We start from the raw sequence: 26794 nt of genomic DNA on the forward strand, positions 1-26794 counted from the left end.
CCTTTTTTTTATGCCGTGTCGCGGGGATCGACGTCGATCAGAACGCGCAGGTTTTTTGGCCGTTTGCTGTCTGCCAGGAGTTGTTGAATCGCCTGACTCGCCGCCATGATTTTTTCTCCTTTGACAAAGAATTGAAAGCGGAAGCGATCTTTGACCCTTGCAAGACCGCAGGGGACAATAGGAGCGATTGTAAAGGCATTTGGGAGGCTTTGAATCAGGCTAGAGCGGAATGCCTTTCCAAAATCAAGAGCGATCGACTCATCGGTATCTGAAAAAACGAGTTTAATAAGATGTGAAAAGGGGGGATAGAGAAAAAGTTTTCGATTTTCAATCTCAAAGCGGTAAAACCCATCATAGTCTTCTTTAGAGGCAAAGGCAAAAATTTCGTGTTCGGGCATTCGCGTTTGAATAATAACCTCACCGCGTAGTTCACTGCGCCCGGCTCGGCCCGAGACTTGTGTGATCAGTTGAAATACGGTCTCAAAACTTCTAAAATCGGGGATATTGAGGGAGGAATCGGAATTGAGCACTCCAACAAGGGTGACTGAAGGAAAATGAAGCCCTTTTGCTATCATTTGCGTTCCGATTAATACATCAGCTTTTCCCGCTCTAAATTGTTTGAAGAGTTGATCGTGGCTTCCTTTTTTTCGTGTCGTATCTCCATCCATCCGCAGCGTGCGGATATCGGGAAACATTGCGTTGAGCGAGCGCTCAATTTGATCGGTTCCCGGGCTTTTAAAGCGAATGGTTTCTCCCGTTTTGCATTCAGGGCAGGTTGTCGGAGGCGGCGTAAGAGTATATCCACATAAATGACAAGAAAGGTGATGCTCGGAGCGGTGAAAAGTGAGGGATTGATCACAGTGGGGGCATTGCAGGACATGTTCGCATTTTTCACATTTAAGCAGGCTATAAGTTCCACGGCGATTAAGAAAGAGGATGACTTGTTCTCCCTTTGCCACTTTGAGTCTCATTTGGCTAAGAAGGGTTTCTGAAAAAAAACGGTGATTCGTTGATCCTTCGCGATCGAGGCGCATATCGATAATAGATACTTTAGGAAGTTGGCTATTTCCTGCCCTCTCTTTTAAAGTATGAAGGATAAACTTGCCGTGAAGAGCATTATAATAACTCTCAAGTGAGGGTGTTGCACTTCCTAAAAGGACAAGCGCATTGCAGAGCTTAGCGCGCACGATGGCGACATCACGTGCATTATAGCAAGGCATTTCATCTGTTTGTTTGTAGGAATTATCCTGCTCTTCATCAATGATGATGAGTCCCAAATTCGGAAGAGGCGAAAAAACGGCTGAGCGGGCTCCGACGACAATTTTAATTTTTCCCGCATGAATATTTTTCCAGGTATCGAGTTTTTCCCCGTCCGAAAGGCGGTAGTGGAGAATAGCGATCTCCTTTTGAAAACGCCCTTTGATCCGTTCAATCGTTTGTGCCGTAAGGGCAATTTCGGGAACAAGTAAGATGACGGATTTACCTTGATTTAGTGTTTTTTGGATGAGTTGAAGATAAAGTTCGGTTTTTCCGGATCCCGTGATCCCATGAAGAAGATGGGTTTCAAAGGAGGCCTTTAAAAGGGCAAGCTCCAGTGCTGTGAGGATCTTCGCTTGTTCTTCATTCAGGGTTTTGGGCTTTGTTTGAAAATATTCATCAGACAAAAGCAAAGAGCGGTCAATAGTCATATGCTCTTTTACAAGAGCTTTATTTTTAATGAGAGTTTCAATGGGGCTTTGAGAGACTTTTGTTTCATTTAAAAGATCGCAGAGGAAGATTCCCTTATCATATTTGATCATTGCTTCTAATATGGCTGCTTGAGCCGGATGTTTTTCGCGTAAGGTTGCGCAAAGGGCGATTGTTTTAGGTTTGGATAGGGCGCGTTTGATCAGATATTTTCTTTGCTGCTCTTTATCATCTCGTACGGGGGAAGGGAGAATGCAGTTGAGACATTTTCGAAGAGGCGTTGCATAGTATTTTGACATCCAATGCGCAAGAGAAAAAAGATCCTCGGGGATCTTTTGTTTTTCCATCATCACTTCAAGGAGGGGTTGGACCGATTTAAGTGCCGTTTTTTTGCGAATATAAAGAACGGTTCCTTTTACTTTTGCGCTGCGAAGTGGAATGAGGACGCGTGATCCTTCCTGAACATCTCCTTTGAGGTGATCGGGGATTCCATAGTCGAGAGGTTTGATAGCCTGCTCATCGATAATGACTGTCGCATAAAGATCAAATTTCATCAATTTTGGACGAGTTTTTGCCTTAGCATATTCCAAAGAGAGCGTTTTAATAAAGGGTCTTTTAAGTAGAGCGCAGGATCGGATAAAAGGAGCAAGTCGATGTCGTTCAGCCTGTGGGCATTCTTAACGGGGAACCTTTTATAGTGAGTGACCAGATAGGGAGAGGCCCATAAGACCAGATCGGGACACAAGATCAAGCGAATATGTTTATGATCGAGAAGCTCTCCCCACAAATTTTTTTGTTCAAACGTTTCAATTTCAATGACTTTTGATGGGGCGAAGGCAATGTCTATAGCTTTAGCTAAATTGTGAAAGAAGGGGAGGAAGGGATGGAGCTCTTTTGAAACAAAAATGGGGACATCAATGAGTTGGCGTTTGATTTTCCAAGCGTTTTTTACAATTTTAGCCTTGCGATCGGAGGGAATGGCATCGTGGATCAATATATGAGGACAAGCTTGTTGAAAAGAGCGAGCCACATCCGCAAGTGGATCTTCTTCTTCCAGTTGAATGGGAGAGAGTTCAATGGTCCGGGATTGTTTTTTTACCTCTTGCGGTTTAGAGGTGGGGGCTTTCTTTTCAATGACAACTTTTTTGCGATGCAAAAAATCTCTTTTGACGAGTTGAGGTGGAACGGGAGCCGACGGAAGGGGTGTTTCTCGTAGAGGAAATGAAGGTTCGTTTGGAAGGACCTTTAAAGGAGGTGAGGTCATTGGGGCAATGGGCACCTCAAAGTAAAGCTCAGGTCTATTGTCTTCCAGCCATCCCTTAAAATGAGCTGTTAGGGAAATAAATTCTTTTTTTATATCATCCATACAAAATATCTGACTTAATGGGCCTTTCTCTTTGATATTATACCAAAATGCGGGTTAGAGTTGGAAAAGTGCATCTAAGTATTCATCGATCTCAAATGGGGCAAAATCATCAATTGTCTCCCCTGTTCCGACCCAATGGACGGGAACATTAAGCTGTCGATAAATGGCAAGGATAATCCCCCCTTTTGCCGAGCCGTCTAATTTAGATAACACAAGTGAAGATAAAGGTGTAAAGCTATTAAAGATCTTTGTCTGTTCTATAGCTGTTTGTCCCGTTGTTGCATCGATGACAAGGAGTGTTTCATGGGGGGCATCGGGGATGAGTTTTTGGGCCGTACGTCGGATTTTTTCAAGTTCTCGCATGAGATCTTTTTTGGATTCGAGGCGACCTGCCGTATCGGCGATAATCACATCAAAATCTTTTGCGAGCGCTTTTGTAATGGCATCATAAACCACGCTTGCGGGATCTCCAAAAGGTTGACCTTTAACAATATCAACGCCGATCCTATCGGCCCAAATCGAGAGTTGGTCAATGGCTGCGGCGCGAAAGGTATCGGCTGCCGCAAGAAGGACTTTTTTTCCTTGATCTTTATAAAATTTGGCAAGTTTTGCACAGGAAGTGGTTTTTCCCGATCCGTTGGTTCCAACAACTAAAATAAGATGGGGGTGCTTTAATTCTTCGTTGACGTCGAGATGCGAAGAGAGAATTTTTTTGGAGTAGTCTTTCATTTCGAGAATGTAGGCATCCATTCCCTTGTGTTGTGATTTCTTATGAAAATCGCGAATATGGCTGACAAACTCCTCCACGCATATCGATCCGAGATCAGCCTCATACAAAATGCGTTCGAGTTCTTCTAACGTATCTTCAGACAGGGGCTTAGAAAAAAGACCTTTTAATTCCGAAGTCAACTTAGCTTGGGTCTTTTTAAGTGCATTTTTGAGTTTGCTAATACCCGATTTGAAGAATTTAAACATGGATATGCCTTCGAAAAGCGATTGATTTTTCGGTTGATCGATAATAAGAATCTATCACATAAGTAAATTTATACCGTAGTGAAATCAAAAGATAAAGAATATGTTAAGAGGTTCGAGTCAAGCGTGAATACACATGAATATCAAGCCAAACAGATTTTGAAGAAATATAAGATCCCTATCCCTGAATTTCGGATTGTCAAAAATGAAACTGAAATTGATGAAGCTTTAGCTTCGCTTTCTACCGATGTTGCCGTTGTGAAGGTTCAAGTCCATGCAGGAGGAAGGGGTAAAGCCGGTGGGGTGAAAGTTGGAACTTCAAGAGATAAAATAAAAGAGCTCGCACAAGGCATGTTGGGGATGAAGATCGTCAACAATCAAACAGGTGCAGAGGGGATTGTAGCGCACCAGGTGATGATCACACCCGCGGTTGATATTGAGAAAGAGTATTATATAGGATGCACCATTGATCGTGAAAGGGCGAGAGCTATTTTGATTGCTTCACCTGAAGGGGGAGTTGATATTGAAGAAGTTGCAGCAAAAACCCCTCATCGCATTTTAACATTGCCAATTGACTTGTGTGTGGGCCTGCGCAACTATCAACTCGTTGAGCTTGTTAAATTTATGGGATGGGAAAAAGATGTCGCAAAGCAGGGAAAACAGATCGCACTAGGGCTTGCTAAAGCTTTTTTAGATTGCGATGCCTCAACTTTAGAGATTAACCCCCTCGTTTTGACAAATAATGACCAATTATTTGCCCTCGATGCAAAACTCTCTATCGATGACAATGCCCTTTTTAGACAAAAAGATCTCGCTCTTTTTTACGATCCAACCCAGGTCAAGAGCAGTGAGAGCCGCGCTAAAGAGTTTGATCTCGCTTATGTTCCTCTCACAGGGACGATAGGCTGTATGGTTAACGGGGCGGGGCTTGCAATGGCCACAATGGATATGATTTTTCATTATGGGGGGGCACCTGCAAACTTTCTAGATGTAGGCGGTGGCGCCTCAGTGGAAAAAGTAACGGAAGGCTTTAAGATTATTTTAGAGGATCCCAATGTCAAAGCCATTCTAGTCAACATTTTTGGTGGGATTATGAATTGCGCAACGATTGCTGAGGGGATTATTGCAGCTGCAACAGCAGTCAAACCGCAAATTCCCATTATTGTGCGGCTTGAAGGGACCAATGTCAAAGAGGGAAGAAAAATGATTCAAAGATCAACATTCGACATTATCACGGCAGATGATCTTGAAGATGCAGCGAAAAAAGTGATTCAGGCAGTGAAATAGGGAAGGAATATGGCGATTTTAATTAACAAAAACACGCGCATCATTACTCAGGGAATTACCGGAAAATCGGGACTGTTTCATACGGAAGAAGGGCTAGCCTATGGCTCGAAATATGTCGGTGGGGTGACTCCCGGAAAGGGGGGGCAAAAAGCATTGGGCCTTCCCATTTTTGATACTGTAAAAGAAGCTAAAAATGCCGTTGACCCCGATGCATCGCTCATTTTTGTGCCGCCTCCCTTTGCTGCCGATGCTATTATTGAAGCGGAAGATGCCGGAATTTCCCTCATCGTGTGTATTACGGAAGGGATACCGATTAAGGACATGATTGAAGTAAAGCGCATTATGAAAGCTTCAAAGACATCAAGACTCATTGGTCCCAATTGTCCCGGAATCATTACCGCAGGAGAGTGTAAGATTGGTATTATGCCGGGATATATCCATAAACATGGAAAAATTGGCATCGTATCGCGCTCCGGAACACTCACTTATGAGGCCGTTTGGCAAACAACTCAGCTCGGTCTTGGGCAAACGACATGTGTTGGAATTGGGGGAGATCCACTCAATGGAACGGATTTTATCGATATACTAAAGCTCTTTGAAAAAGATCCTGAAACAAAAGGGATTTTACTGATTGGAGAAATCGGTGGAACGGCAGAAGAAGAAGCAGCCCATTGGATTGCTGAAAATTGTACAAAACCCGTTGCTGCCTTTATTGCAGGTATGACGGCTCCTCCCGGAAGGCGCATGGGGCATGCCGGTGCGATTGTTTCAGGGGGGCATGGAACGGCAAAAGGTAAAATTCAGGCCCTTAAAAAAGCCGGTGTCGTTGTGAGTGAGACTCCTGCTGACATTGGAAAAGCCATGGTTGATGCCATGAAGAGAGCAAAAAAATGACGCAAGCAAAGCGATCTATCCCGATTAGAATTTCCCCCTTTTTTTTCTTAACGGCGGGTTTGATCGGTTATTACATTAGCCGCAATTTTACGGGCATGCTGATTTGGATCGGAGTGATTTTTATTTCGATTATCGTTCATGAATTTGGACATGCGCTTATTTCTAGGGCATTTGGACAAAATCCGCAAATTGAACTGACTGCTTTTGGTGGTGTGACGTATGCTACTCAACCTAAAATTTCTTTGCCTAAGGAGTTTTTGGTCGTTTTAGCAGGCCCCTGTTTTGGATTCTCGCTATTCTTAATTGGGGAAGCCCTTATTCTCTTAAAAGTCTTTTCTAATCCTCTCATCCTTTCTTTTTTAGATATTATTGTGACAGTCAATTTCCTATGGACCATTCTGAATTTGATTCCCGTTTTACCTCTGGATGGGGGACAACTCATGCGCATTATTTTGGAGGGGGTCTTTGGGTATAAGGGACGGCACGGTGCTTTTATTGCTTCAATGATTGTTTCCCTTCTCATTGCGATGGCATTTATCTTTTTTCAAAACTTTATTATTAGCATTCTCTTTTTTCTTTTTGCCTTTCAGAATTTTGAGTATGCAAGACAGATTCGCACATCAACAAGAGTAGATGAAAATGATGAACTCAAAGGGCATTTAGCTAAAGCGGAACAGCTTGTCACCGGCCAAAAATTTGAGGAGGCGATTTCATTATTAGAAGAGATTCGGGCACGCTCCAAAGCCGGAATGGTTTTTCAATTGGCAACGCAAGATCTCGCCAAGGTTCAAATGAGCAAAGGCGATTTTAATCAAGCCTATGAATTATTAAAGCCTAATTTAAAATCCTTATCGGATACGGGAAAAGTTTTACTCCACAAAGCAGCTTTTGAAGTAGGGGATTTCGATACGGTTCTCTCCCTTTCAGGTAATTGCTTAGTTAATTTGCCCGATAGCGATCTCGTTTTGCGATCTGCTGCCGCTGCTGCTGCCAAAAATGATCTTGAAGCGGCAATGGGGTGGCTTGAAACCGCGAAAGATTTTGGCTGTGATCACATCAAAGAATTTCTCGAAAAGGATTACTTCAATCCCATTCGAGAAAAGTCTTCATTTCAATCTTTTATCCAATCCCTACATGGATAGGGAAATAAAAATATGGCGGCCACGGTCATTAGCGAGGATAAAGACATTTTTACCCTGTGTCTTTTCAAGGGCTGCATTGAAGTCATCGACATTAGTCACCGGTTCATGGTTGACGTTTTTAATGAGCATGCCGGGGCGCATTTTAGCAGTATAGCTAATTGATCCGGGGCGCACTTCGGTAACGATCACACCGGTATCATCGCTTTTATAGCCATACTGTGCAGCGAGATCCGAATTTAAGTTTTGCACTTGCAGTCCGAGCTTTTGTGCAACTGCAGTCATTTGATAGTGCTGGTTTTGATCATTTTTACCGATGGCTACATCGACCATTTGCACTTTACCAAGTCGGCTAATTTTGACTTGAGCGACAGATCCTTGAGGGAGAATAGCAATGGCATTGCGTACGGTTTCTCGATCTTTCATGATTTGGTCATTGATTTCAAGAATCACATCCCCTTGCTGTAGTCCTGCTTGAGCTGCCGGTGAATCGGGCATTACTTGTGTTACAATGGCGCCACGCGCTTTATCGAGTTGAAGCGCGTTGATCATGTTAGGTTCAACATCTTGCAGCAATACACCGATATAACCGCGAGTGATGATTCCATTTTGAATGAGCTGATCTTTGACAACACCGAGGATGCTCGAAGGGATGGCAAAACCGATGCCGATGAAGTTGCCGCGGTTTGTTAAAATGGCGGTATTCATCCCGATCACATTTCCATCGAGATTGAGAAGCGGTCCACCTGAATTTCCGGGATAGATGGCGGCATCCGTTTGGAGAAAATCTTCTAGAGCGCTAATTTGAAGATCATTGCGCCCTTTAGCAGAGACAACACCTACAGTGACTGATGCTTCGAGATCAAAAGGATTGCCAATCGCAATGGCCCATTCACCGACTTCGACATTATTGATGTCTTCGAGTTCGAGATAGGGAAAGTCTTCCTTACCCGTAATTTTAATCAGGGCAATGTCAGTTTGAGGATCGCCACCGACAAATTCCGCTTCGTACTGTGAATTTTCTTTATCGTTTAAATCGACGGTGATCTTTGTTGAGTCTTTCACAACGTGATAATTCGTCATGATATAGCCGTCTTTTGTAATAATAAATCCCGAACCTTGGGCAATCTGCATCGGAGGTGTATTATAGGGTTGATTGCGTTGTTTTGGAGGGGTACCCCCAAAAAAGCGGTAGAAGAAATCATCGGCAAACGGATTCATTTGTCCATAATCGGCTTCGGCAGGAACCTCTGTTTTAATGAAAACAACAGAAGGAATCGCTTTTTTAGCGACATTTGAAAATGTCCGTGTGAGTAGTTTTGCGTAGTTAATTCCCTCATTTCCATTAGATAGAGCACTATTGTCGCGTGAGCGATCACAAGGCGGCATCTGATTGCGGCCGGCTGCAATCAATGGGTCGCTATTGTCTGCAGTGTATGCGAGTTGAGGATTAGCTTGAGAAGGAGTTTCTTGAGTAACAACCTGTTGTTTTTCTTCCGACTTATCGTCAGAAGAAAAGAAGTTGAAAATACTTGCCTGCATAGGGGCTGAAAGTGAAAGAGAAATAAAGGTAGCAATATTGACTATCGTATTTTTCATGGTATGGCCTCATAGTTACAATCAGGGATCACCATGTTAAGGCTATATATCGCTTATGTCAAGAGGGATAAAGGATTTTTCTCTTTGCAAAAATTCTTTGGATGAAAAAACGCTAATTTGACTTTTATCTTCACCACTAAGGAGCGCTTCTTTAACTGCATTGATGACGTCTTGTTTTGTCGCATTTAAAATGGCATCTCGATAGGCTTGGCGCACTTCTCTAACTCTTCCCTGTCTTTCGCGAAAATAGGTGACTGTTGCAATAGATCCAATGGATATGGGGATATCGAGGATTTGAATGAGGCCGAGTTTTGCTTCGAGGAGGTCTTGATCGTTAAATTGCCCTTTTGCAATCGTATCAATTGCATCTTTAAAGGCTTTTAAAGTCGAATTCAGATTGGGATCTCGGTAGGAGTAAAAATAGAAATTGCCCGTCAATGGATAATAACTGGCTCCCGAGCCATAGGCTCCTCCTTGCTCTCTAATTTTTTGATGAAGTACTCTGTTCTCCATAATGAATGTTGCGAGATAAAGGGCTGCAGAGAGGGGGTGATCGTAATAAAGGGTTGAATAGGCTTGGCAAATAAAAGCTACCGGAGAAGAAATGAGTTTTCCAATGTTGGGTTGTGAGGGGATTTGAAAGTTTCCAACCCAAGGAGAAAAGGGGGATGAGGGGATTTGGGTCATCTTATAAACGTCTTTCTTCTTGATATGATCGAGTGTTTCTCGATCACTTGTCATCACCAGATGAGGGTTATTGAGATGGAAAAGTTTTTCTTTTACTGCTTTGAGCTTGATGAGAACGGGTTCTAGTTTTGTTTCCATATTGAGTGCAAGATCGCGAATAAAGAGGTAGTAAGGAAGACCGGAAACTTCATTTATGATGAAATTGTGTTCGGAAAAAGGGGCTAATGCCGACTTCACGGCATAATTTAAAGCATTGCGATTGATCTTGTCGTAGAGAATCGTATAGGTTTGCTCAATCAGCTCTTTAATTCGATTGGTATCATCTAATTGAGGGGTTAAAATCGTATCTTTCAAAATAGTAAAGAGGTGATCGTTAAAGCGCGATAGGGATTTACCGTGAATAGAAAGGGTTGGGCGCAAAATAGTTGGCTTATTATAAATGGGATTAAAGGAGAGTGAGGCGTAAATACCCCCCGTAAAAGATTGAACAAACTCCAATGTCTCTTTGTAATTTCGAATCCCTGATCCAAGTTCTGTGATAATGGATGTAAAGAGTTTAAGGATGTGAAGATCTTCCATTGGGGTATCATATAGATCGAAAATGATATCGGCGTAGGTCATCCCATTTGTGAATGTCTCATGATGATACAAACCGAGCTGATTGACCATCTCGAAGTTGAGGGGGAAGTCACTCACCTTTTTGGGGATATCTTGAATTGAGAGTTTGGGGAGACAGTCAATGCTGGCTTCTTCCTGTTCATCTTGAAATCGCTCGAGAGCAAGCGCTGTTCCAATCACTTTTTCTTTTTCAACGGGACTGAGTTTTTGTTTGATCTTTTCAAGGGCCTTTTTTTCTACATCTTCTTCTTTTTGTTCTAGGCTCGGATCGGGTTTCATGAGAAGGCGGACGTAGTGATGATTATCGATAAAGTGTTTTTTTATGAGCTCTTCGAGATATTTTTCCTCTTTAAGGTGTTCTTTAAGCTCGTCGAAAAGAGAGTGGATTTTAAGAGCATCCTCCGGATTCCCGCCATGTTGCATGAGAAGACCACTTCTCATAAATAGAGAAAGACCGTAGGGGCCATGATCTTTTGTGATTTCAACACGGGACAGTTCGAGCTGATGCATCGCAGCGTCAATGCTCTTTTGAGAGATTCCGCTTTTGACAATTTTCTTAAAAGATTGAAAGAGAATTTTTTCCAAAGCATCGGCATTTTCGGCATTGCAGCCGCGACAGACAATAATGTATGGAACTTCACTCATATCCGTTTCCATAAAGGCATCGGCGGAGACCGTCAGCTTTGAAGCTTGTAATTCGGCCTTGATTAAAGAGGCGTCATTTTCCATTAAAATGGCATCTAGAAGGGTAAGGGCTAATGTCTCGACAGTATCAGTGATTGCGGTCGTAAGCCATCCGAAAGCAACCATATTTTTATTGGTAAGATCGCCTTCAATCGAGGGGAAAGTATCTGTGATTTTTTGTCGTTTTTTAGCTCGGCTCTCTTTTGGAATGAGGGGAAGCGCCGGTTTTTTAGTGGTCTTCTTTAATACTTTATTATCGATAAAATCGAGATAATGTTTGAGATCGAGATTGCCATAGACATAAAAAAGACATTGAGAGGGGTGATAATAAGTCGCATGAAATTTTTTGAGTTCTTCATAGGTTAAGTTGGGGATAGCAGCCGGCTCTCCACCTGAGTTATAGCGATAGAGGAGGTTGGGAAAGAGGGCCTTTTGCATCGAATGCCAAAGACGCATTTCAGGGTTATTGAGACTTCCTTTCATTTCATTAAATACAATGCCTCGATAAGTCAGGGGAGAGGTGGGATCTTTTGGATCTTCGAATTCAATGCGATGCCCTTCTTGTAAAAAGCTCATTTCTTTGAGCTCGGGATAAAAGACGGCATCGAGATAAACTTCGAGTAAATTATAGAAGTCTTTTTCTACTTGAGATGCAGCCGGATAGCAGGTAAAGTCCGATCCGGTAAAAGCATTCATAAAAGTATTAAGGCTGCGGCGGTGCATAGAGAAAAAGGGGTCTTTAACGGGAAATTTTTCAGAGCCGCAAAGAACGGTGTGTTCGAGAATATGAGCTACACCATTATCATTTTCAGGATAGGTGCGAAAGGAAAGACAAAAAACATTTTCAGGATCATCAGCTTGAATATGAACAATTTGAGCTTTGGTCGGTTGATGTTCAAGCTCGTACAAAACGCAGTTGATCTCATCGATAGGAACAACTCTTTTAAAGATAAAATCTTTGTACTGCTCTGATTCTTTGTACTTTGGCTTCATTAACAATCCATTTTTATTTTAAACTCGACTAAACAAGTTGAGGGATTATGTCTCTCTTGATGATTTCTTTAAAGTTTTTTTATATACCGGGAGTGATTCAAGATATAAGAAATACCCCACAACTTACGTTTTTGGTATCTCTTTCTTTCCATAGAGGTTTCTAGATTTTATACCAATTCTAAAAAAGGGGATCCCCATCAATGGAAATCCCCTAATCCATATTAGTTCCAAGAAAGGCTAGCGGCTGATTGATATTCAGTCACTCTTGTTTCAAAAAAGTTTTTCTCTTTGCCGAGATCGATCACTTCGCTCATCCAAGGGAAAGGTGTCTTCGTGAGATATATTGGTTTAAGGCCTATGCGCTCAAGGCGGCGATCGGCGATATAGCCAACATAATCCTCAAACATATCAGCAGAAAGACCCAGTATGCCATTAGGCAAACAGTCTTTAGCGTAAGCGATTTCGAGTTCAACGGCTTCTTTAATTAAGTCGATGATATAGTTTTGAAAATCAGAGGTCCAAAGTCCGGGGTTTTCCTCTTTAATCGAGTTAATTAAGTCGATTCCGAAATTGAGATGGATTGTCTCATCGCGCAAAATATATTGAAATTGCTCTCCGATCCCCGTCATTTTATTTTGACGCTGCATAGAGAGAATCATCGCAAATCCGCTATAGAAGAAAATGCCTTCCATAATGATATAGTAACCGATGAGGTTTTCGAGGAATTTTTGCGCACCGTCAGGCGTTTTAGTTGAGAAATTGTCTTTCAAGATGTCTTCGGTAAGACGCATTTCAAAGGCGTCTTTACGCTGAATCGTCTCATTTTCATTATACATATTGAAAATTTCACCCGGATCAAGGGCAAGCGATTCTACAATATAATGGAAGGTATGCGTGTGAATGGCTTCTTCAAAGGCTTGGCGCAACAGGTATTGACGCGCTTCGGGGTTAGTTACGTGTTTGAAAATTGCAAGCACGATATTATTCCCTACAAGGCTTTCTGCTGTCGAGAAAAAGCCTAAATTGCGCTTGATTAAGCGGCGCTCCTCTTGTGATAGATCATCTGATTTCCAAGTCTCAATGTCTTTAGCCATAGGAACTTCTGTCGGCATCCAGTGGTTTGCGCACCCGTTCAGGTAGTGTTCCCACGCCCAGTGGTATTTTAAAGGCATCAGTTGGTTCACATCGACAGCTGTGCAGTTGATTAGCCGCTTCTTTTTGGCCTCAACGCGCTTTAGTTCTCCGTTTTCAATCATATTCGCATCCTTTTTAGTTCAAAGTGTATAATTATTGGCAACTCTCGCATCCCTCTTCCATCGAGCAGACGGCGCCTTCGCTCATTTTAGGAGTTGATCGATCGACTTTGATATTGCTCGAAGCTGAAGAATTTTTCATCCAGCGGGGTTGAAGACCTCTCTTATTAATATCCACCGATGATTTCTCAATTTGCGTTGCAGCGAGCGCGCGGAGATAATAGGTGGATTTAAGGCCATTTTTCCAAGCGAGGAAATACATCTCATGCATTTTTTTACCGCTTGGTTCTGAGAGGTATAAGTTAAGGGATTGTCCCATATCAATCCATTTTTGGCGGCGGCCTGCGCATTTGATAATCCAATCGGGATCAATTTCAAATGCCGTGAGATATTTCATCTTAATATCTTGAGGAATATGGGGGATTTCGCTAAGCGATCCGTCATAGTATTTGAGGTCGTCGAGCATTTCATCATTCCAAAGACCAATCTCTTTTAAATCATCAACGAGATAGCGATTTGAAATGGTAAACTCTCCTGAGAGATTTGACTTCACATAGAGGTTTTTATAGTTTGGTTCAATCGATGGAGAGACTCCAATGATGTTGGCAATTGTTGCAGTAGGGGCAATAGCCATGGTATTGCTATTGCGCATACCATACTTTTTGACGGCTTCTCGCACCTTTGTCCAGTCTTTGCGCATCGTGCGCTCGACATCGATGGGCGTGCCGCGCTCTTTTTCGAGAAGATCCAGTGTATCGATCGGCAGAATGCCCCGATCCCATTTGGATCCTTTATAAGAAGAGTAAGTTCCTCTTTCTTTAGCGAGCTTTGTTGAAGCGAGGATCGCATAATAAGCGATTAGCTCCATGATCTCATCTGCAAAATTAATGGCCTCGTGGCTAGCATAAGAGATTTTGCGCATGCAAAGGGCATCTTGGAAGCCCATAATTCCAAGGCCGATGGGGCGGTGTTTTACGTTGGCATTGCGCGCTTCTTGTGTGGGATAAAAGTTAATGTCGATCACATTATCGAGCATACGAATAGCCACTTCAACGGTTGAAGCGAGTTTTTTTTCATCGATACCCTCTTTTGTCACATGCTCAACTAGGTTAATTGAGCCGAGATTGCAGACGGCCGTTTCCGTTTCGGATGTGTTAAGAAAAATCTCAGTACATAAGTTAGAGCTGTTGATTACCCCCATATGATCTTGAGGGGAGCGTACATTAGCGGCATCTTTAAATGTGATCCAAGGATGACCTGTTTCGAAGAGCATGCTGAGCATTTTTCGCCATAGTGCGACAGCTTCTACTTTTTTAAAGAGTTTTAGCTCACCGCTTTCGACTTGCGCTTCGTACTCGAGATAGCGCTTTTCAAACGCTTCACCATAAAGACTGTGAAGGTCGGGAACATTGCTCGGGCTAAAGAGCGTCCACGATCCATTCTCTTGAACGCGCTTCATAAAGAGATCGGGGATCCAGTTGGCCGTATTCATATCGTGTGTGCGGCGTCTCTCATCTCCCGTATTTTTACGCAGCTCGAGGAAGTCTTCAATATCGAGGTGCCACGTCTCGAGATAAGCGCACATCGCTCCTTTTCGTTTTCCGCCATTATGAGCAAGGCCTGCTGTGGTCATGTAAGACTCATCACCCTCAACGACGAGGTCACAAACGACAGCTGTTTTTTCTTGATCTTCAACTGAAGTGATTCGACTCCAGACGAATCCCGGAGTTGAAAGCCAATTTTGTTTAGTCACAGGTTGACAGCCTACTTTTTCTGCAAGAGATGCAACGGCAGGGATACGCAAGTCATAAGAGATTGTGCTCCCCTTAAATGTCGTTGTAGAAGCATCGGACCGACGGGCTTCATGGTCATAAGAGCGCTCTCTTCGATTGCCTGCAGTGGGAATGCCGAGTCTTAAACATTGATAACGGACACCTTCGATGAGATGCAAAGACGTATTGCAGAAAGTGATCTCTTTACCGCGTGAGACATTGCCATCCGTTTCTATTAGACCTTGAAGTAGAGCCAGTAGTTGTTGTTTTGGTAAGTGTGCAAATCGAGGGGCAATATATTTGTTGCCCTCATTATCATAGAGATCAGCGTGTTCAAAGGGAAGTGTTGGGGCCCCTGACGATACAAATTGACCTGATGTTGCATCTCTGACAACACCACGGCCTGCAGCCCAATGGATTTGAATATAAGAATCACCTCGCGCCGTTTCCCAGAAGTGAATGCCATGCTGAGTGAGATATTCTCTGATAAAGTCTAGATGGGCATCACTTTTAGGGTTACCTGAAACGCCCCACTGGGATCCGCTTTTAGACAAGTGGCCGTCACCGAGTAAAATACCGTAGAGGCGAGCGTCATCTTCAGTGAGTTCAGGAACAACAACAACTTCTTTTGGGATAGCTTGAGCGATGTAATCCCCTACTTTTAATTGAGCTGCTTCGACCCAAGTTGGGGATACTTTTCCCTTTTCAATCCACGCATGAGTGCGAGAAACGGCCTGTTCTTTTGGGACCCCTTGCATTGCATAGAAGGGATGAGCTGTTGTCACGTGAATGGGTTCAAGTGAATGTTTGATATTAATCGCAATCATTGGATCTTTTTGATTGTAAACAAAGCGATCAGTTACCTCGCGGTATGTCCCGCTAATACCAAGAACGAGATCTCCAATAGCAACATTGGCGATGGGCTTCACTCCCTGGTTGGTAAAGATTCTCGTATCGGGATTAAAACATTGGTTGACCGCGACGGCCGTATCATTCGCCACTTTGAGGAAAGGAATGACGCCCTGGCTTTTGCCATTCGTGCCGTGAATACGAGAGCCGGTTGCCCTCACATTGGTCCAGTCATTGCCGATTCCGCCGGCCCATTTTGAGAGCTGTGCATCATCGGAAACCGTTTTGAAAATATGGTGAAGATCATCCATCACAGTGAGCAAATAGCATGAGCTGAGCTGAGAGTGGGGTGTTCCCGCATTAAAGAGCGTTGGAGTCGCCGAAGTGTAGTGAAAACGGGAGAGCGTGTTGTAAAACTCAATCGCTTTTTGCGTTTTATCGGCTTCTTCAATCGCAAGTCCCATCGAAACGCGCATCCAAAAGATTTGGGGTGTTTCAATTCTTGTTTCAAGGTGATGAAGGAAATAACGATCATAGAGTGTTTGAAGGCCGAGATAAGAAAAGAGATCATCGCGCTCAATATCAAGAGCACTTGCAATGGCTTCCAAATCAAAATCAAGGAGTTTTTCGGAAACACGTCCAACAGAAATTCCTTTTTTCAAATAACGGGTAAAATACTTCTTATGGAGTTGTTTAAGATCGGGATCGAGAAAGGAGACTTGCATGCTCTCGCGGTAAATGACATCAAGCAGGAGCCGCGATGCCACTTTTGTATATTCCGGTTCGCGCTCGATTTTAGCGCGTGCAGCCATGATCATCGCGCGGTCAATTTCTTCTTCTTTAATGCCTTTATAAAAATTTTTAATCGCCTCGTCAAGGAGCTCTTCAGCATTGGTGTTATCAAGGCTATGGCAGGCATGTTTTGCTTTTTTGAGCAGTCTTGAACGGGTCATTATTTTTGTTTTAGCATCATGCGTGATGTACTCAAATGTCTTTTCGTCTTTAGTTGCCGACTGTCGTTTTCTCTCCTTCATTTCTTCTAATTTGCCAACGCGTTGCAAAATATATTCTTTGGCGATTTCGAAGAAGCCCTCTTTCATCAGGAATTTTTCAGTGAGATCTTGAATATCTGAAACGTGGAGTTGTTTGATTTGAGAAAGGGAATAGATTTCATCAATTAGTATTTTTGTCATATTATTGACAGTTTCAATGATCTCGTCGGGCGTTTCACCTTCGATGCCGTGAAACCGGCGGAAAAGATGTTCAATAGATCCTGAAAACTTCATGGGATTAAAGCGCACTTGAATATCATCAATGCGGTAAATTTTAATATTTTCGATCGAATCTTCGCGCGCTTCTTTTTGCTTGTCTCGGTAGATGATATAGCCTTTGGCTACATCGTGAAAACCATTTTTCATCAGTGTGATTTCAACCAAATCCTGAATGCCCTCAACGGTTAAAGAGATCCCTTTATCACCTAGAGTGAGAGCCTGAGTTACAACGCTATTTGTCATCTCTTCAATGGCAGAGATAAGGTCATCATCAAGGGGAGTGGGTTTTGGAATGCTTTTCACATCTCGAAAAGCGGCTTCGATAGCATTTTGAATGCGCTCTTTATGAAAGGGGACAATCCGACCGTTGCGTTTGACAACAGTTGCATTTTGGATGAGTTTTTCAATATTCGTCTGTTTAACCGCTTCACTCACTTCAGAAAGAATTTCACATTTTGTATTTTCCTGATTTTGTTCATTAGTTTTGGTTATTTTATGCATCGGTGTCTCATTCCTTTTAACTGTTAATAAACCATTGATTTCTTATTGCATACAATTGTAGAGGTTACTACATGTTGTGCCACGTGGAACATAAGCATACTATATATTGTGATCAGGTGGATATTGTCTACAAAAAAATCTTCAAGTTTTATTTTGCTATTTTCAAAAGCCAAAGCCTGAAGCAATTAGAATGCGATAAAATTTTTACGGGCAATTTTGATCTGATCTCTCGATTTTCAAAGCAGGAAATTTTTCGAGTTGCTATACTCTAGAGCAAGTAATGTATCGATGAGTATATCCGAATGAACCGTAAACTTCCAGTGATTCGCCAAGTCAATTTAGTCCCGAATTTTATTACGGCATTTGGACTTGCCTGTGGTTTATTTATTATCTTTAAAACAATCATGACCGATGCAAATAGCCGCTTATATGAGCTGCTGAACGCTTCTGTTCTCATTCTGATCCTCGCTGCATTTGCCGATTTTCTCGATGGAACCATTGCCCGCGCAATGAAAGCGGAGAGTGAATTTGGATTTATGTTCGATACCCTTGCCGATGCTATCACCTTTGGTGTCGTCCCTTCTGTCCTTTTCTTAAAAAGTGTGAAGACGTTTGCCGAAGAGGGGGAATTTGTTTTCTTTTCGATTATCTGTGCGATGATTTTTTCTATGTGTGGTGTGCTCAGACTTGTCCGATTCAATGTCCTATCAATGGGGAAAAAGAAATCAAAACAAGAGGAAGTGGCTCTTAAAAAAAGCTTTATCGGGCTACCTATTCCGGCGGCGGCGATGTGTTCGGTTTCGGTTTTATTCTTTTTGAATTCGCCCTTTAGCCGTGAGTTCTTTGCTTTTGATGTGAGAACACGCACCATCATCATTGGGTGTTGGATGGTGCTCATTGGCTATTTGATGATTTGCCGATGGAAATTTCCTTCACTCAAATCGCTCCATATTGGCGTTCCCTCTTTTTTTGTCATGTTTTTGACAGTGATTGCGGCTATTTTTCTTCTTTATGGGGTTCTTTACTATCTTCCGATCATGCTTGTTTGCGTTTCTTTTCTTTATCTCATTGTAGGTCTGTGTTTATCGATTACCCGCTTTATCAAAGCGCGTAAACTCTTCGGTTCAGGAAGGAAATAATTAAATATATCGATTGATTTCATCGATGACTACGGCTTTAGAAAAGGCGTACATTTTCTCAAATTGGGCTTTGAGAAGATCAGATGAGGCTTTTACATCGTAGGCGTCCGCATCAAATGTGTCGATAATTTCAATAGCTTCGATCAGTTTATAATAGTTGAGTTCAATCGGCCGGATCGAATCTTGGCCATAGCCTTTAAAAAAGGCATCTTCAATCAATTGAATTTCTTCTTGAGTCCATCCATATCCCTTGGCGCAAGCTTGGAGTGTCATGAGGTATTGCATCGCATCGCGCGCAATAGGCTCGCCGGTATATGTTTGGAGCGGGTAAGAAAGACGGGTAAAGTCGATAAATGTGACTCGATGTTCCATAGGGTCATAAAAGACATTCCCCGGATGCAGATCTCCATGGGTTTGACCTAGAGTCAGCGATTGTTCGGTGATTTTTTTTTGCATCTCTTGATGTAGAGATTTCAATGTAACGAGGTCAATTCCCTGCACGGTATTTTTTTCGCAGTGATCAATAAGCCATTCAAAGCGCCCGTTGGCCCACTTTAAACTATAAGGGTCTTGTTTGAGGGGAAGATGACGAGTGCGCTCATGAAATGCGCGCAGATACCGACTTGACTCTTCAATTGCCTCAAGTGCATAGAGTATCTTTTGTTTGCGCTTCAAGTAACTCTGACCCGCTGCTCGGAGCCATTTATTCAGACTTTTCCCTTTTGCCATTTCCATGATGAGGTAAGTGTGCTCTTCATCTTCTCCTGCGGCCATGAGATGAGGGGGGTTGAGATTAGCGCTTTGCTGAAACATGAGAGATTCATAGGCTTTGCGCTCGCGAATATAGTCTCTTTGCGCTCCGATCTCCTTAGGAAATACTTTCACAACAGCAATATTTTCATATCCATTTTTGACAAAGTAAATCCGAGCGAGCATTCCATCTTCGATCATATCGGGTTCTTGATCAATAGCCTCTTTGGGAATGATTTCGCAGCGTTGTCCTAGAGTCATTTCGACAAAGTCATCAATGGAATCGGCAGCGGCAAAAGAAGTAAAAAAAAGTAAAATAAAGTTTATTAATTTATTCATATAAAACCAAATTAATGAACAAATTATACACTAGTTTTATTATATATAGAAATAGAATCAATAGTTTCTGATTAAAGAAATAAGTTTACCCTGGATTTTGATCTCATGGGGTCTAAAGATCTCAGTCGGGGTGTAAGAGGTAAAGCAGAGAGGCTCTAAGCGGATAAATGAGTCTTCAGGGAAATAACGCCTAAGTAGGGTAGAGCCGCTTGAGAGGGTAAAAAGACCGATTTCTTTAGATTTGAGAGAGGAAGAGGCTTCAATAAGGAGTAAATCTAAATTTTGAATATGTTCATGAATTAAGCTATCCCCCCGCACTTGTAAAATATAACTTTGATGGGGAGTCGGAACTTGTGACTTAGGAATGGAATAGGTATGCTCAATTGAGGGGAAAAACTCAATAGGATGAGAGGAGACAAGGGTTCCGACAATGGGAATCTGAGCAAGTTCTGAAGCTTTTTCAATGAGGTTTAGCGATCTGGCGCAATTTTTTCGTGCAGTAATCAGCCCCTTTTTTTTAAGGGAGGTGAGATGCTGGTGTACGGTAGCAAGAGAGCGATAGCCAAAATGCACTTTGATCTCATCTAAACTTGGTGAATAATCATGCGTTGCGATAAACTCGCGAATAAAATGAAGCAGTTCTTTTTGCTTTTGAGTCATTCCTTTCATGATAATCTCTAGGATTTAAAATGATCTATTTCGCAGCATTTTTTTCTATTATTGCCATTGTTATAGCATGTTTGTATTACAGAGCCAATAAAAACGCGATTCAGCTCAGACTTGATAATATGCGCCTTGAAGTGATTCTCAAAGAGAAAGAGGCAGCTTATGAAAAGGAAAAACAACTCTATCAGAAAAGCGAAAGGGAATTTAAAGAGGCATTTCAATCGCTCTCATACGAAGCGCTTAAGCAAAATAATCAATCCTTTCTCGATTTGGCAAAGAAATCTTTTGAGCAGCTGCATGAAAAAAGTGAAGGAAGCCTTTCTAAAAAAGAAGAGTCGATTAAGCACATTGTCAATCCCGTGAAAGAATCCCTTGCTAAACTCGATGAGCAGCTCCATAAAATTCAAAAAGAGAGGCATGAGGAAAACTCAGCGTTGATGCAACAAATTAAGTCGCTAACTGAATCGGAAGCCAAGCTTAAAGAAGAGACATCGGGATTGATCCGCGTTTTAAAAGCACCTAACGTCCGCGGAAAATGGGGTGAAGTTCAGCTCAAGCGCATTGTCGAGCTTGCGGGAATGCTCGATCATTGCGATTTTATGGAACAAAAGACATTTGGAGAAGAGGATGAGAAGCAACGTCCTGATATGATTGTCCAAATGCCCGGAGGCACATCGATTGCGATTGATGCCAAAGCTCCTTTTGATGCCTTTCTAGAGGCAAGCCAAGCCGAAAATGAAGATGTGAGGGAAGAAAAACTAAAACTTCATGCGAGACAATTGCGTATGCACATCCTCTCCTTGTCAAAGAAAACCTATTTTAAACACTTTGATCAAAGCCCCGAATTTGTCGTTCTCTTTTTACCTAACGAGTCATTTTATACGGCGGCGCTCTCAACGGATCCCTCATTATTAGAGCTGGGGGCGGATAAAGGGGTTATTTTAGCAACACCATCAACACTCATCGGGCTTCTCAAAGCCGTGGCATTTGGCTGGAAACAGGATCAGATTTCTAAAAATGCCGAACAAGTCTCCAAACTCGGGCATGAACTCTATAAACGGCTACACGATATGAATCGCCATATGGGGCAGCTCGGGCGCAATTTAAAGCTCGCTACCGAATCATTTAATAAAACAGTAGGATCTTTTGAAACAAGGGTACTTGTGAGCGCGCGCAAACTTAAAGAACTGGGCGCCGGTGCACATGAGCTTGAGCTCGAATCCCCTGAATTTATCGAAATGATCCCCCGTTCTCTTATCCCAACCAATCCATCAAGTGAAGAGATCAAGCGGGGGCCAAGCTGCAATCTTCCTGATCAAGCGGGGAGCTCACACAGCTAACGATGTGATGGCCAATGACTACTTAATTATGTAAGAAAAACAAGCCAATATTTCTTACATATACAATAAGTTGCAGTTTGATTATCAACATGTTACATATCTAGGCCATTTATTTTTAGGAAAACACCCTTGTGTTTGTAAGAAAAGTATGCCAATATTTCTTACATGAAAAGTAAACAAAAGAAATCTAATAGCATTGATCATCAAATACTCAATGCAATAAACACTCTTGGGCATGGTGCCGTATTTGTTCCAACGGACTTTTTGAGCCTTGGTAGTCGGCAAACTGTCGATACTGTTCTACATCGACTCGTTCAAAAAGGCATCATTCGCCGCCTTGCAAGGGGAATATATGATTTTCCTAAAGAACACCCTAAGCTTGGAAAACTTCAACCATCTCCGGAAGCAATAGCAGAAGCCTTGGTTGGTAGGGACTGCACACGTATTCAACCAACAGGTGCTTATGCAGCAAACATACTGGGACTATCTGAACAAGTTCCTGCTAAAGTTGTATTTCTGACAGATGGACCAAGTCGAATGGTAAAAATAGGCACGACAACCATTCAGCTACGACGAACAACGCCTAAAAATATGGCGATGGCAGGACGGCTCAGTGGACTTTTGGTGCAAGCACTTCGTGAATTAGGTAAAGAAAATATCACCCCAGAACGAATTGAACATTTAAAGCAGACTATACCACTGAACGCACGGCAAGGATTGCTCAAGGATATTCGATTTACGCCGGAATGGATGCATTCTATTTTCAAGGAATTAGCAGAGGAGACTTGAAGTGAAATTTGACTTTTTAAAACTACCTTCTGATGAAAGACGTCTATATATTGAACAAGCCGCCATTAAAAAAAACATATCCCCTGTAATCATGGAAAAAGATTTCTTCGTATGCTGGTTACTCAGTATTCTATTCGAGTCGGAGTTTGCTCACAATCTTGTATTCAAAGGAGGTACTTCCCTATCAAAAATATTTGGTGCAATCAATCGATTTTCTGAGGATATCGACCTTTCGTTGTCCCCTTCCTTTCTTGGACTTCCTGAAAGCGCTACAAATCGCAGTCAAGCTGATAAATGGTGGAAAAAAGCTGAAGGAGTATCTGAAATAGCTGTTCAAACTCAGATTATGTCGATGTTGGAAGCTTCGACATTGGGAGTATTAGGGGAAAATGAACAGATAATATTCGAATTTCTGAAAGACCCCCAAACCAAGTCACCGGTAATTCTTCTTCACTATCCATCATCACTACCAACTGGATTTTCCTATATCAAACGTTCTGTAAAACTTGAGTTCGGCTCCCTAACTGACCAGAAACCAACTGGGCGCCATATAATACGACCTTGGATTGCCGAGGTTTTTCCTACAGCCTTTCCTGATTGGCAATGCGAAGTCATAGCTCTAGAGATTGAGCGAACTTTCTGGGAAAAGGCTACGATTCTACATGCAGAATATCATCGACCACTTAATAAACCAATGCGAGATAGATTCTCTCGTCATTATGCTGATACCGCAGCACTAGCAAATCATCCAGAAGTAAGCAAGGTTATTGATTGCCGTAATCTCCGAGATAGAGTCGTTTCATGGAAAAATTTATTCTTTCGTGACTCATGGGCAAACTACACTGAAGCTAAAACCGGTACTTTTCATCTTGTTCCTAGAGCTGAAAGGCTGCCTGACTTGCGACGTGATTACCAGCTGATGCGCGACATGTATATTACTGAGCCGGCAAATTTTGATGATATACTGAGAACCTTGTCTGAACTAGAACATCGCATCAATTTCACAACACCTTTGCTTTCTCTGGAAGAAACACTAACTAGTGGAAGTCTTTGAGAGAGGAGATCCACTCATCGGGAATGTGGGCCTTTTTTCTAAGATCGGATTGAAAAACAAAGCCTTTCGCTCTTTTAGGGGATAGGATCGGGGGGAGCGCCTCTTTGTAGAGGTTGAAGTCGGATTGTTCTGAGTGGGGTTTTAGCCTATTAAAACAATGCATGCCAAAGGAGACGTGGGAAATTTCATCGCGGATGATTTGCTCCATAAGTTGAGCGCACGATTCATCGCCGTGCCGTCGAAAGGAGTCGCGATAAAGAGGGGCAAAGTCGAGATTGGCCATTTCAAAGGTGAGCGCCATCACGCTTATATATTGAATGGGGGATTTGAGATAGGGGACTTGTTTCCAAAAGTGCTTATAAAGAGGGAGATCGCCAAAAGTGACATTGAGGCGTTGCATTTCAGCCATATAAAGGCGAACATGCTGTTGTTCTTCTCTCAATGTATTTGCAACTCCCTTGCGAAAATAGGTCGGTGTGTCCGGGAATGCAAGAAGGGCGTATGCCATGATCTCAACGGCGAGAAGTTCATGTCCTCCAAAGCGATGAAGGCATCTGGCTCTAGAATTTGGATCATAATGGTCTTTAAATGTAGGTAATTTATCTTCTTTGCCGTGTTTAGAAAATTGCATCCCGGCAGGCCGAGTCGGTGTATCCCAAAAGACGGGGGCGCCGGGGGCGTGATCGGTTAAATGATCGGGGGTGAATAATTTTTCCTCAAGCGTATCAGCTGATAAAATCCGGGTTGCCCAGTCGCGAAGTTCCATAAAAAAAGCCCATCAAAATGATGATGGGCTTTATTTTGGCATAAAATGTGAGTTGAAATCAATGCGTGACTTCGAAGACGTAATAAGCGGGGAAAGCAAAATTGTTATTGGGTCTTGACGAAACGACTAAATTGACTTTTTTACCGACATAAGCATCGAGGTTAATGTGAGTGCTATAGAGATAGCCTTGGGGAATATCTCTTGATGTAATGCAGTGGCTACCGGGTTTATTTCTCACATTGTCGGAAAATTCACGTACAATGCCGGAGATAACAGTGCCTTTTGTTTTTTGCTCAGCATAAAAATCATCCATCGTCTTAGCGTGATGCATCGATTTCCATGAGGCAAACATAGCTTGCTCAATAGGCTCCCACATTTTCATTTTATCGCTGGGTTTTGATTGTACACTCTCTTGAGGAACTTGTGCTACGACAGTTGCCTCTGATATGACTTTCTCTTCGATCATTTCCGCTTTTTTCTCTAAATATTGAAGCTTTTTCTGTAAATAAGCTTCTTGAACAGAGAAGAGTTTAGATTGTACTTTTTGTATTTCTTCGGGAAAGTCTTGATAATCATTAGCGATGCTTTTGAGCTTTTGCAAGACGCGATCAAAGTCGATACTTTCGTATGATTTTCTCATTTCGGTATCGCTTAAATTGAAAGCCACTTCAATTTGCTGGTGCACATCTTTAAGACGGTGTTCTTTGACTTCTTTCATATCTGGTCCACCGGCATATTCGATGAATTCTTTTGCGATATAAAAACGGGCATTTTCAGGAGCGGCAATCTCAAGCCATTTTGAGTTTTGAGGTGCCACAGAGCCTTGAATGCGATCTCCGGTATTGAGATGACCGATGACGGGAGCTTCTAAATTGGGAGAAAGTCGTACATTGACTCGATTGCCCTCGACTGTGTTATCTAAGACAAAACTTCTAAAAATATAGGCCTTGAAATCTTTGGGAGGTGCAATGGCGTAAAAATCATTGGATTCACCGAGTACAACGACGAGTTCATCTTTGCTAAGTTCTTTAACAATGGGAGAATCGACATCGGGTTGAGCGCGCACTCTCACTTGACCGCCAAGAATCCGGCCGGTAAATGTTTTAAAGCCGGTTTTATTAGAGGGCAGGTGTGCTTTGCGCCCGGTCTGAGCATTGCTTAGGGATGATAATTGGAAAGCTTCTTCTTTTGAAAGTGTAGATTTATAGGGCTCGTCAGCGGAGCAAAGAATAGGCGCCATGGCGCCAATGGCTATTAGGCATAATGCTTTGATTTCGGACATGTTCACAACTCCTCTTAAGGCTTTTGGGTGCACTATCTTTGTCATTCTAGAAATTCAGTTTTTTTTTCACCAGTATAATCTCGACTTTGTACATTTTTCGGCGCAATTTTCACAATCTTTTGACATACAATCGGTTACCAATTCCTGTAATGGAGTGTTCAAGCCGATTGCAGGAATTGGTAACCGATTGTATATCAAAATCTTGCAAAATTCGTGTCCGAAAAATGTACAAAGTCGAGATAATATATAAAATTAACAATTAATCTCTAAAAAGATTAAATATACCGGGAGTGATTCAAGAGTTGGAATTTTTAGAAGTCGGCGCACCGATGGTCGATCGGGCCGAAGGCCCTTTACCGAACCGACGCGCTATTGACAATAGGCAGAGGTGAGGTAAATCGACCAAGCGGGGATGCCGGCGACAAAAAAAACAACTCTTGAATGATGAGCGGTATATATACCGAGAATGATTAAAAAATCCCGGTATAAAATCCTTTACGCAAAAAAATGATGGATACAAGAAAAATACTCTGTTTATTGATGAGCTTGGGCTTTCCACTTGTTGCAGAAGAAAGTTATTCAAAAGAAGTTGAAAAAGACTTTGCAACGAAGTCAAGGGCTTATCGCGATGTTCCCATTGAAGAGATCTCGCGTCAATTTTTTTATTCCGATAAAGGTGTTGGTACATCTGTCGATTCGGGAATTCCCAATTATAGTATGGGCGTTGGCTTCCGCACGCAATCGGGGGCGAAGGGATTTGATCTTCAGGGATCATTTGACAACTTACTGATCATTCTCAATGCGCAAATTGGATTGAAGGCAAGCCTGCTCCACTATTTATCGCCTTCGATGGATCGCAAACAGTTTTATATTGGAGAGGGCGTTGCTTATTCTCACTCGATGACAATCAAAGGGTTGAGAAGAGAATCTATCGGATTGAATGTGGTTTTTGGAAGAGAAATTCCTCTTAATTGGGAGGAGAGAAAATTTTATCAAGTGAGTTTTGAGATTCCCGTTGTTTATCGGACGAGTCAAGTCAACTGGGAAATAAAAACGCCCTTACCGGCCTTTCAGCTCATTATAGGGCGCACTTTTTAG

19 protein-coding genes are annotated in these 26794 nt (G+C 42.4%); 8 read left to right on the forward strand and 11 right to left on the reverse strand.

Annotation, left to right across the window (positions count from 1 at the left end; translation table 11 throughout):
• Positions 1-8: 8 nt before the first annotated feature.
• The 3 genes from priA to ftsY are packed head-to-tail and all read right to left on the reverse strand — an operon-like array spanning position 9 to position 4027.
• Entirely contained in the window at positions 9-2240 is a 2232-nt protein-coding gene (gene priA, locus K9M07_03845) for a primosomal protein N' (protein ID MCF7852359.1), read from the reverse strand.
• The gene (locus K9M07_03850; GenBank protein ID MCF7852360.1) at positions 2240-3052 is read right to left on the reverse strand and encodes a hypothetical protein; all 813 of its coding nucleotides are present in this window, start codon (positions 3050-3052) and stop codon (positions 2240-2242) included. Before K9M07_03850 ends, priA begins: the two co-directional genes overlap by 1 nt.
• Before the next feature lie 54 nt (positions 3053-3106).
• Positions 3107-4027: a signal recognition particle-docking protein FtsY gene (ftsY, locus tag K9M07_03855; GenBank protein MCF7852361.1), complete on the reverse strand. Its 921-nt coding sequence runs from the start codon at positions 4025-4027 to the stop codon at positions 3107-3109.
• Positions 4028-4150: 123 nt separating this feature from the next.
• Between ftsY and sucC the strand changes: the two genes are divergently transcribed.
• Genes sucC through K9M07_03870 form a run of 3 tightly spaced genes read left to right on the forward strand, consistent with a single transcriptional unit; the run spans position 4151 to position 7347 of the window.
• Complete coding sequence (sucC, locus tag K9M07_03860; GenBank protein MCF7852362.1) at positions 4151-5311, forward strand: ADP-forming succinate--CoA ligase subunit beta; 1161 nt, start codon at positions 4151-4153, stop codon at positions 5309-5311.
• A 9-nt stretch (positions 5312-5320) separates the two neighbouring features.
• The gene (gene sucD, locus K9M07_03865; GenBank protein ID MCF7852363.1) at positions 5321-6205 is read left to right on the forward strand and encodes a succinate--CoA ligase subunit alpha; all 885 of its coding nucleotides are present in this window, start codon (positions 5321-5323) and stop codon (positions 6203-6205) included.
• Positions 6202-7347, forward strand: a complete 1146-nt coding sequence (locus K9M07_03870; protein MCF7852364.1) for a site-2 protease family protein — start codon at positions 6202-6204, stop codon at positions 7345-7347. The genes sucD and K9M07_03870 overlap by 4 nt, the downstream gene beginning before the upstream one ends.
• On the opposite strand, the gene K9M07_03875 is transcribed toward K9M07_03870, so the two are convergent.
• The 4 genes from K9M07_03875 to K9M07_03890 all read right to left on the reverse strand — a co-directional run bounded on the left by K9M07_03875 (position 7336) and on the right by K9M07_03890 (position 17571).
• Positions 7336-8943, reverse strand: a complete 1608-nt coding sequence (locus K9M07_03875; protein ID MCF7852365.1) for a Do family serine endopeptidase — start codon at positions 8941-8943, stop codon at positions 7336-7338. The genes K9M07_03870 and K9M07_03875 overlap by 12 nt on opposite strands.
• A gap of 42 nt (positions 8944-8985) precedes the next feature.
• Positions 8986-11925, reverse strand: a complete 2940-nt coding sequence (locus tag K9M07_03880) for an insulinase family protein (GenBank protein ID MCF7852366.1) — start codon at positions 11923-11925, stop codon at positions 8986-8988.
• Positions 11926-12146: 221 nt separating this feature from the next.
• Complete coding sequence (locus K9M07_03885) at positions 12147-13181, reverse strand: ribonucleotide-diphosphate reductase subunit beta (protein MCF7852367.1); 1035 nt, start codon at positions 13179-13181, stop codon at positions 12147-12149.
• A 31-nt stretch (positions 13182-13212) separates the two neighbouring features.
• Positions 13213-17571, reverse strand: coding sequence for a ribonucleoside-diphosphate reductase subunit alpha (locus tag K9M07_03890; GenBank protein MCF7852368.1), 4359 nt, complete (start codon positions 17569-17571; stop codon positions 13213-13215).
• A 302-nt stretch (positions 17572-17873) separates the two neighbouring features.
• Between K9M07_03890 and K9M07_03895 the strand changes: the two genes are divergently transcribed.
• The gene (locus tag K9M07_03895) at positions 17874-18710 is read left to right on the forward strand and encodes a phosphatidylcholine/phosphatidylserine synthase (protein ID MCF7852369.1); all 837 of its coding nucleotides are present in this window, start codon (positions 17874-17876) and stop codon (positions 18708-18710) included.
• Here K9M07_03895 and K9M07_03900 read toward each other — a convergent pair whose 3' ends face one another.
• Together K9M07_03900 and lexA are read right to left on the reverse strand one after the other, a co-directional pair.
• A complete protein-coding gene (locus K9M07_03900) occupies positions 18711-19799 on the reverse strand; it encodes an aminoglycoside phosphotransferase family protein (protein ID MCF7852370.1) in 1089 nt (362 codons plus the stop codon).
• 57 nt (positions 19800-19856) lie between these two features.
• On the reverse strand, positions 19857-20468 hold the full coding sequence (lexA, locus tag K9M07_03905; GenBank protein MCF7852371.1) for a transcriptional repressor LexA: 612 nt from the start codon (positions 20466-20468) through the stop codon (positions 19857-19859).
• A gap of 20 nt (positions 20469-20488) precedes the next feature.
• Here lexA and rmuC point away from each other — a divergent pair, with 20 nt between their 5' ends.
• The 3 genes from rmuC to K9M07_03920 all read left to right on the forward strand — a co-directional run bounded on the left by rmuC (position 20489) and on the right by K9M07_03920 (position 23648).
• On the forward strand, positions 20489-21805 hold the full coding sequence (gene rmuC / locus K9M07_03910; GenBank protein MCF7852372.1) for a DNA recombination protein RmuC: 1317 nt from the start codon (positions 20489-20491) through the stop codon (positions 21803-21805).
• A gap of 165 nt (positions 21806-21970) precedes the next feature.
• Complete coding sequence (locus tag K9M07_03915) at positions 21971-22594, forward strand: type IV toxin-antitoxin system AbiEi family antitoxin domain-containing protein (protein MCF7852373.1); 624 nt, start codon at positions 21971-21973, stop codon at positions 22592-22594.
• Between the two features lies 1 nt (position 22595).
• Positions 22596-23648: a nucleotidyl transferase AbiEii/AbiGii toxin family protein gene (locus tag K9M07_03920; protein MCF7852374.1), complete on the forward strand. Its 1053-nt coding sequence runs from the start codon at positions 22596-22598 to the stop codon at positions 23646-23648.
• Here the strand turns inward: K9M07_03920 and K9M07_03925 are convergent.
• Both K9M07_03925 and K9M07_03930 read right to left on the reverse strand, forming a co-directional pair.
• Entirely contained in the window at positions 23632-24414 is a 783-nt protein-coding gene (locus tag K9M07_03925) for a ferritin-like domain-containing protein (protein MCF7852375.1), read from the reverse strand. The genes K9M07_03920 and K9M07_03925 overlap by 17 nt on opposite strands.
• A 58-nt stretch (positions 24415-24472) precedes the next feature.
• Entirely contained in the window at positions 24473-25696 is a 1224-nt protein-coding gene (locus tag K9M07_03930; GenBank protein MCF7852376.1) for an SH3 domain-containing protein, read from the reverse strand.
• 507 nt (positions 25697-26203) lie between these two features.
• On the opposite strand from K9M07_03930, the gene K9M07_03935 reads away from it, so the two are divergent.
• The gene (locus tag K9M07_03935) at positions 26204-26794 is read left to right on the forward strand and encodes a hypothetical protein (protein ID MCF7852377.1); all 591 of its coding nucleotides are present in this window, start codon (positions 26204-26206) and stop codon (positions 26792-26794) included.

It is taken from the genome of Simkaniaceae bacterium, assembly GCA_021734805.1.
In the GTDB taxonomy this organism is placed as follows: Bacteria; Chlamydiota; Chlamydiia; order Chlamydiales; family JACRBE01; genus Amphritriteisimkania.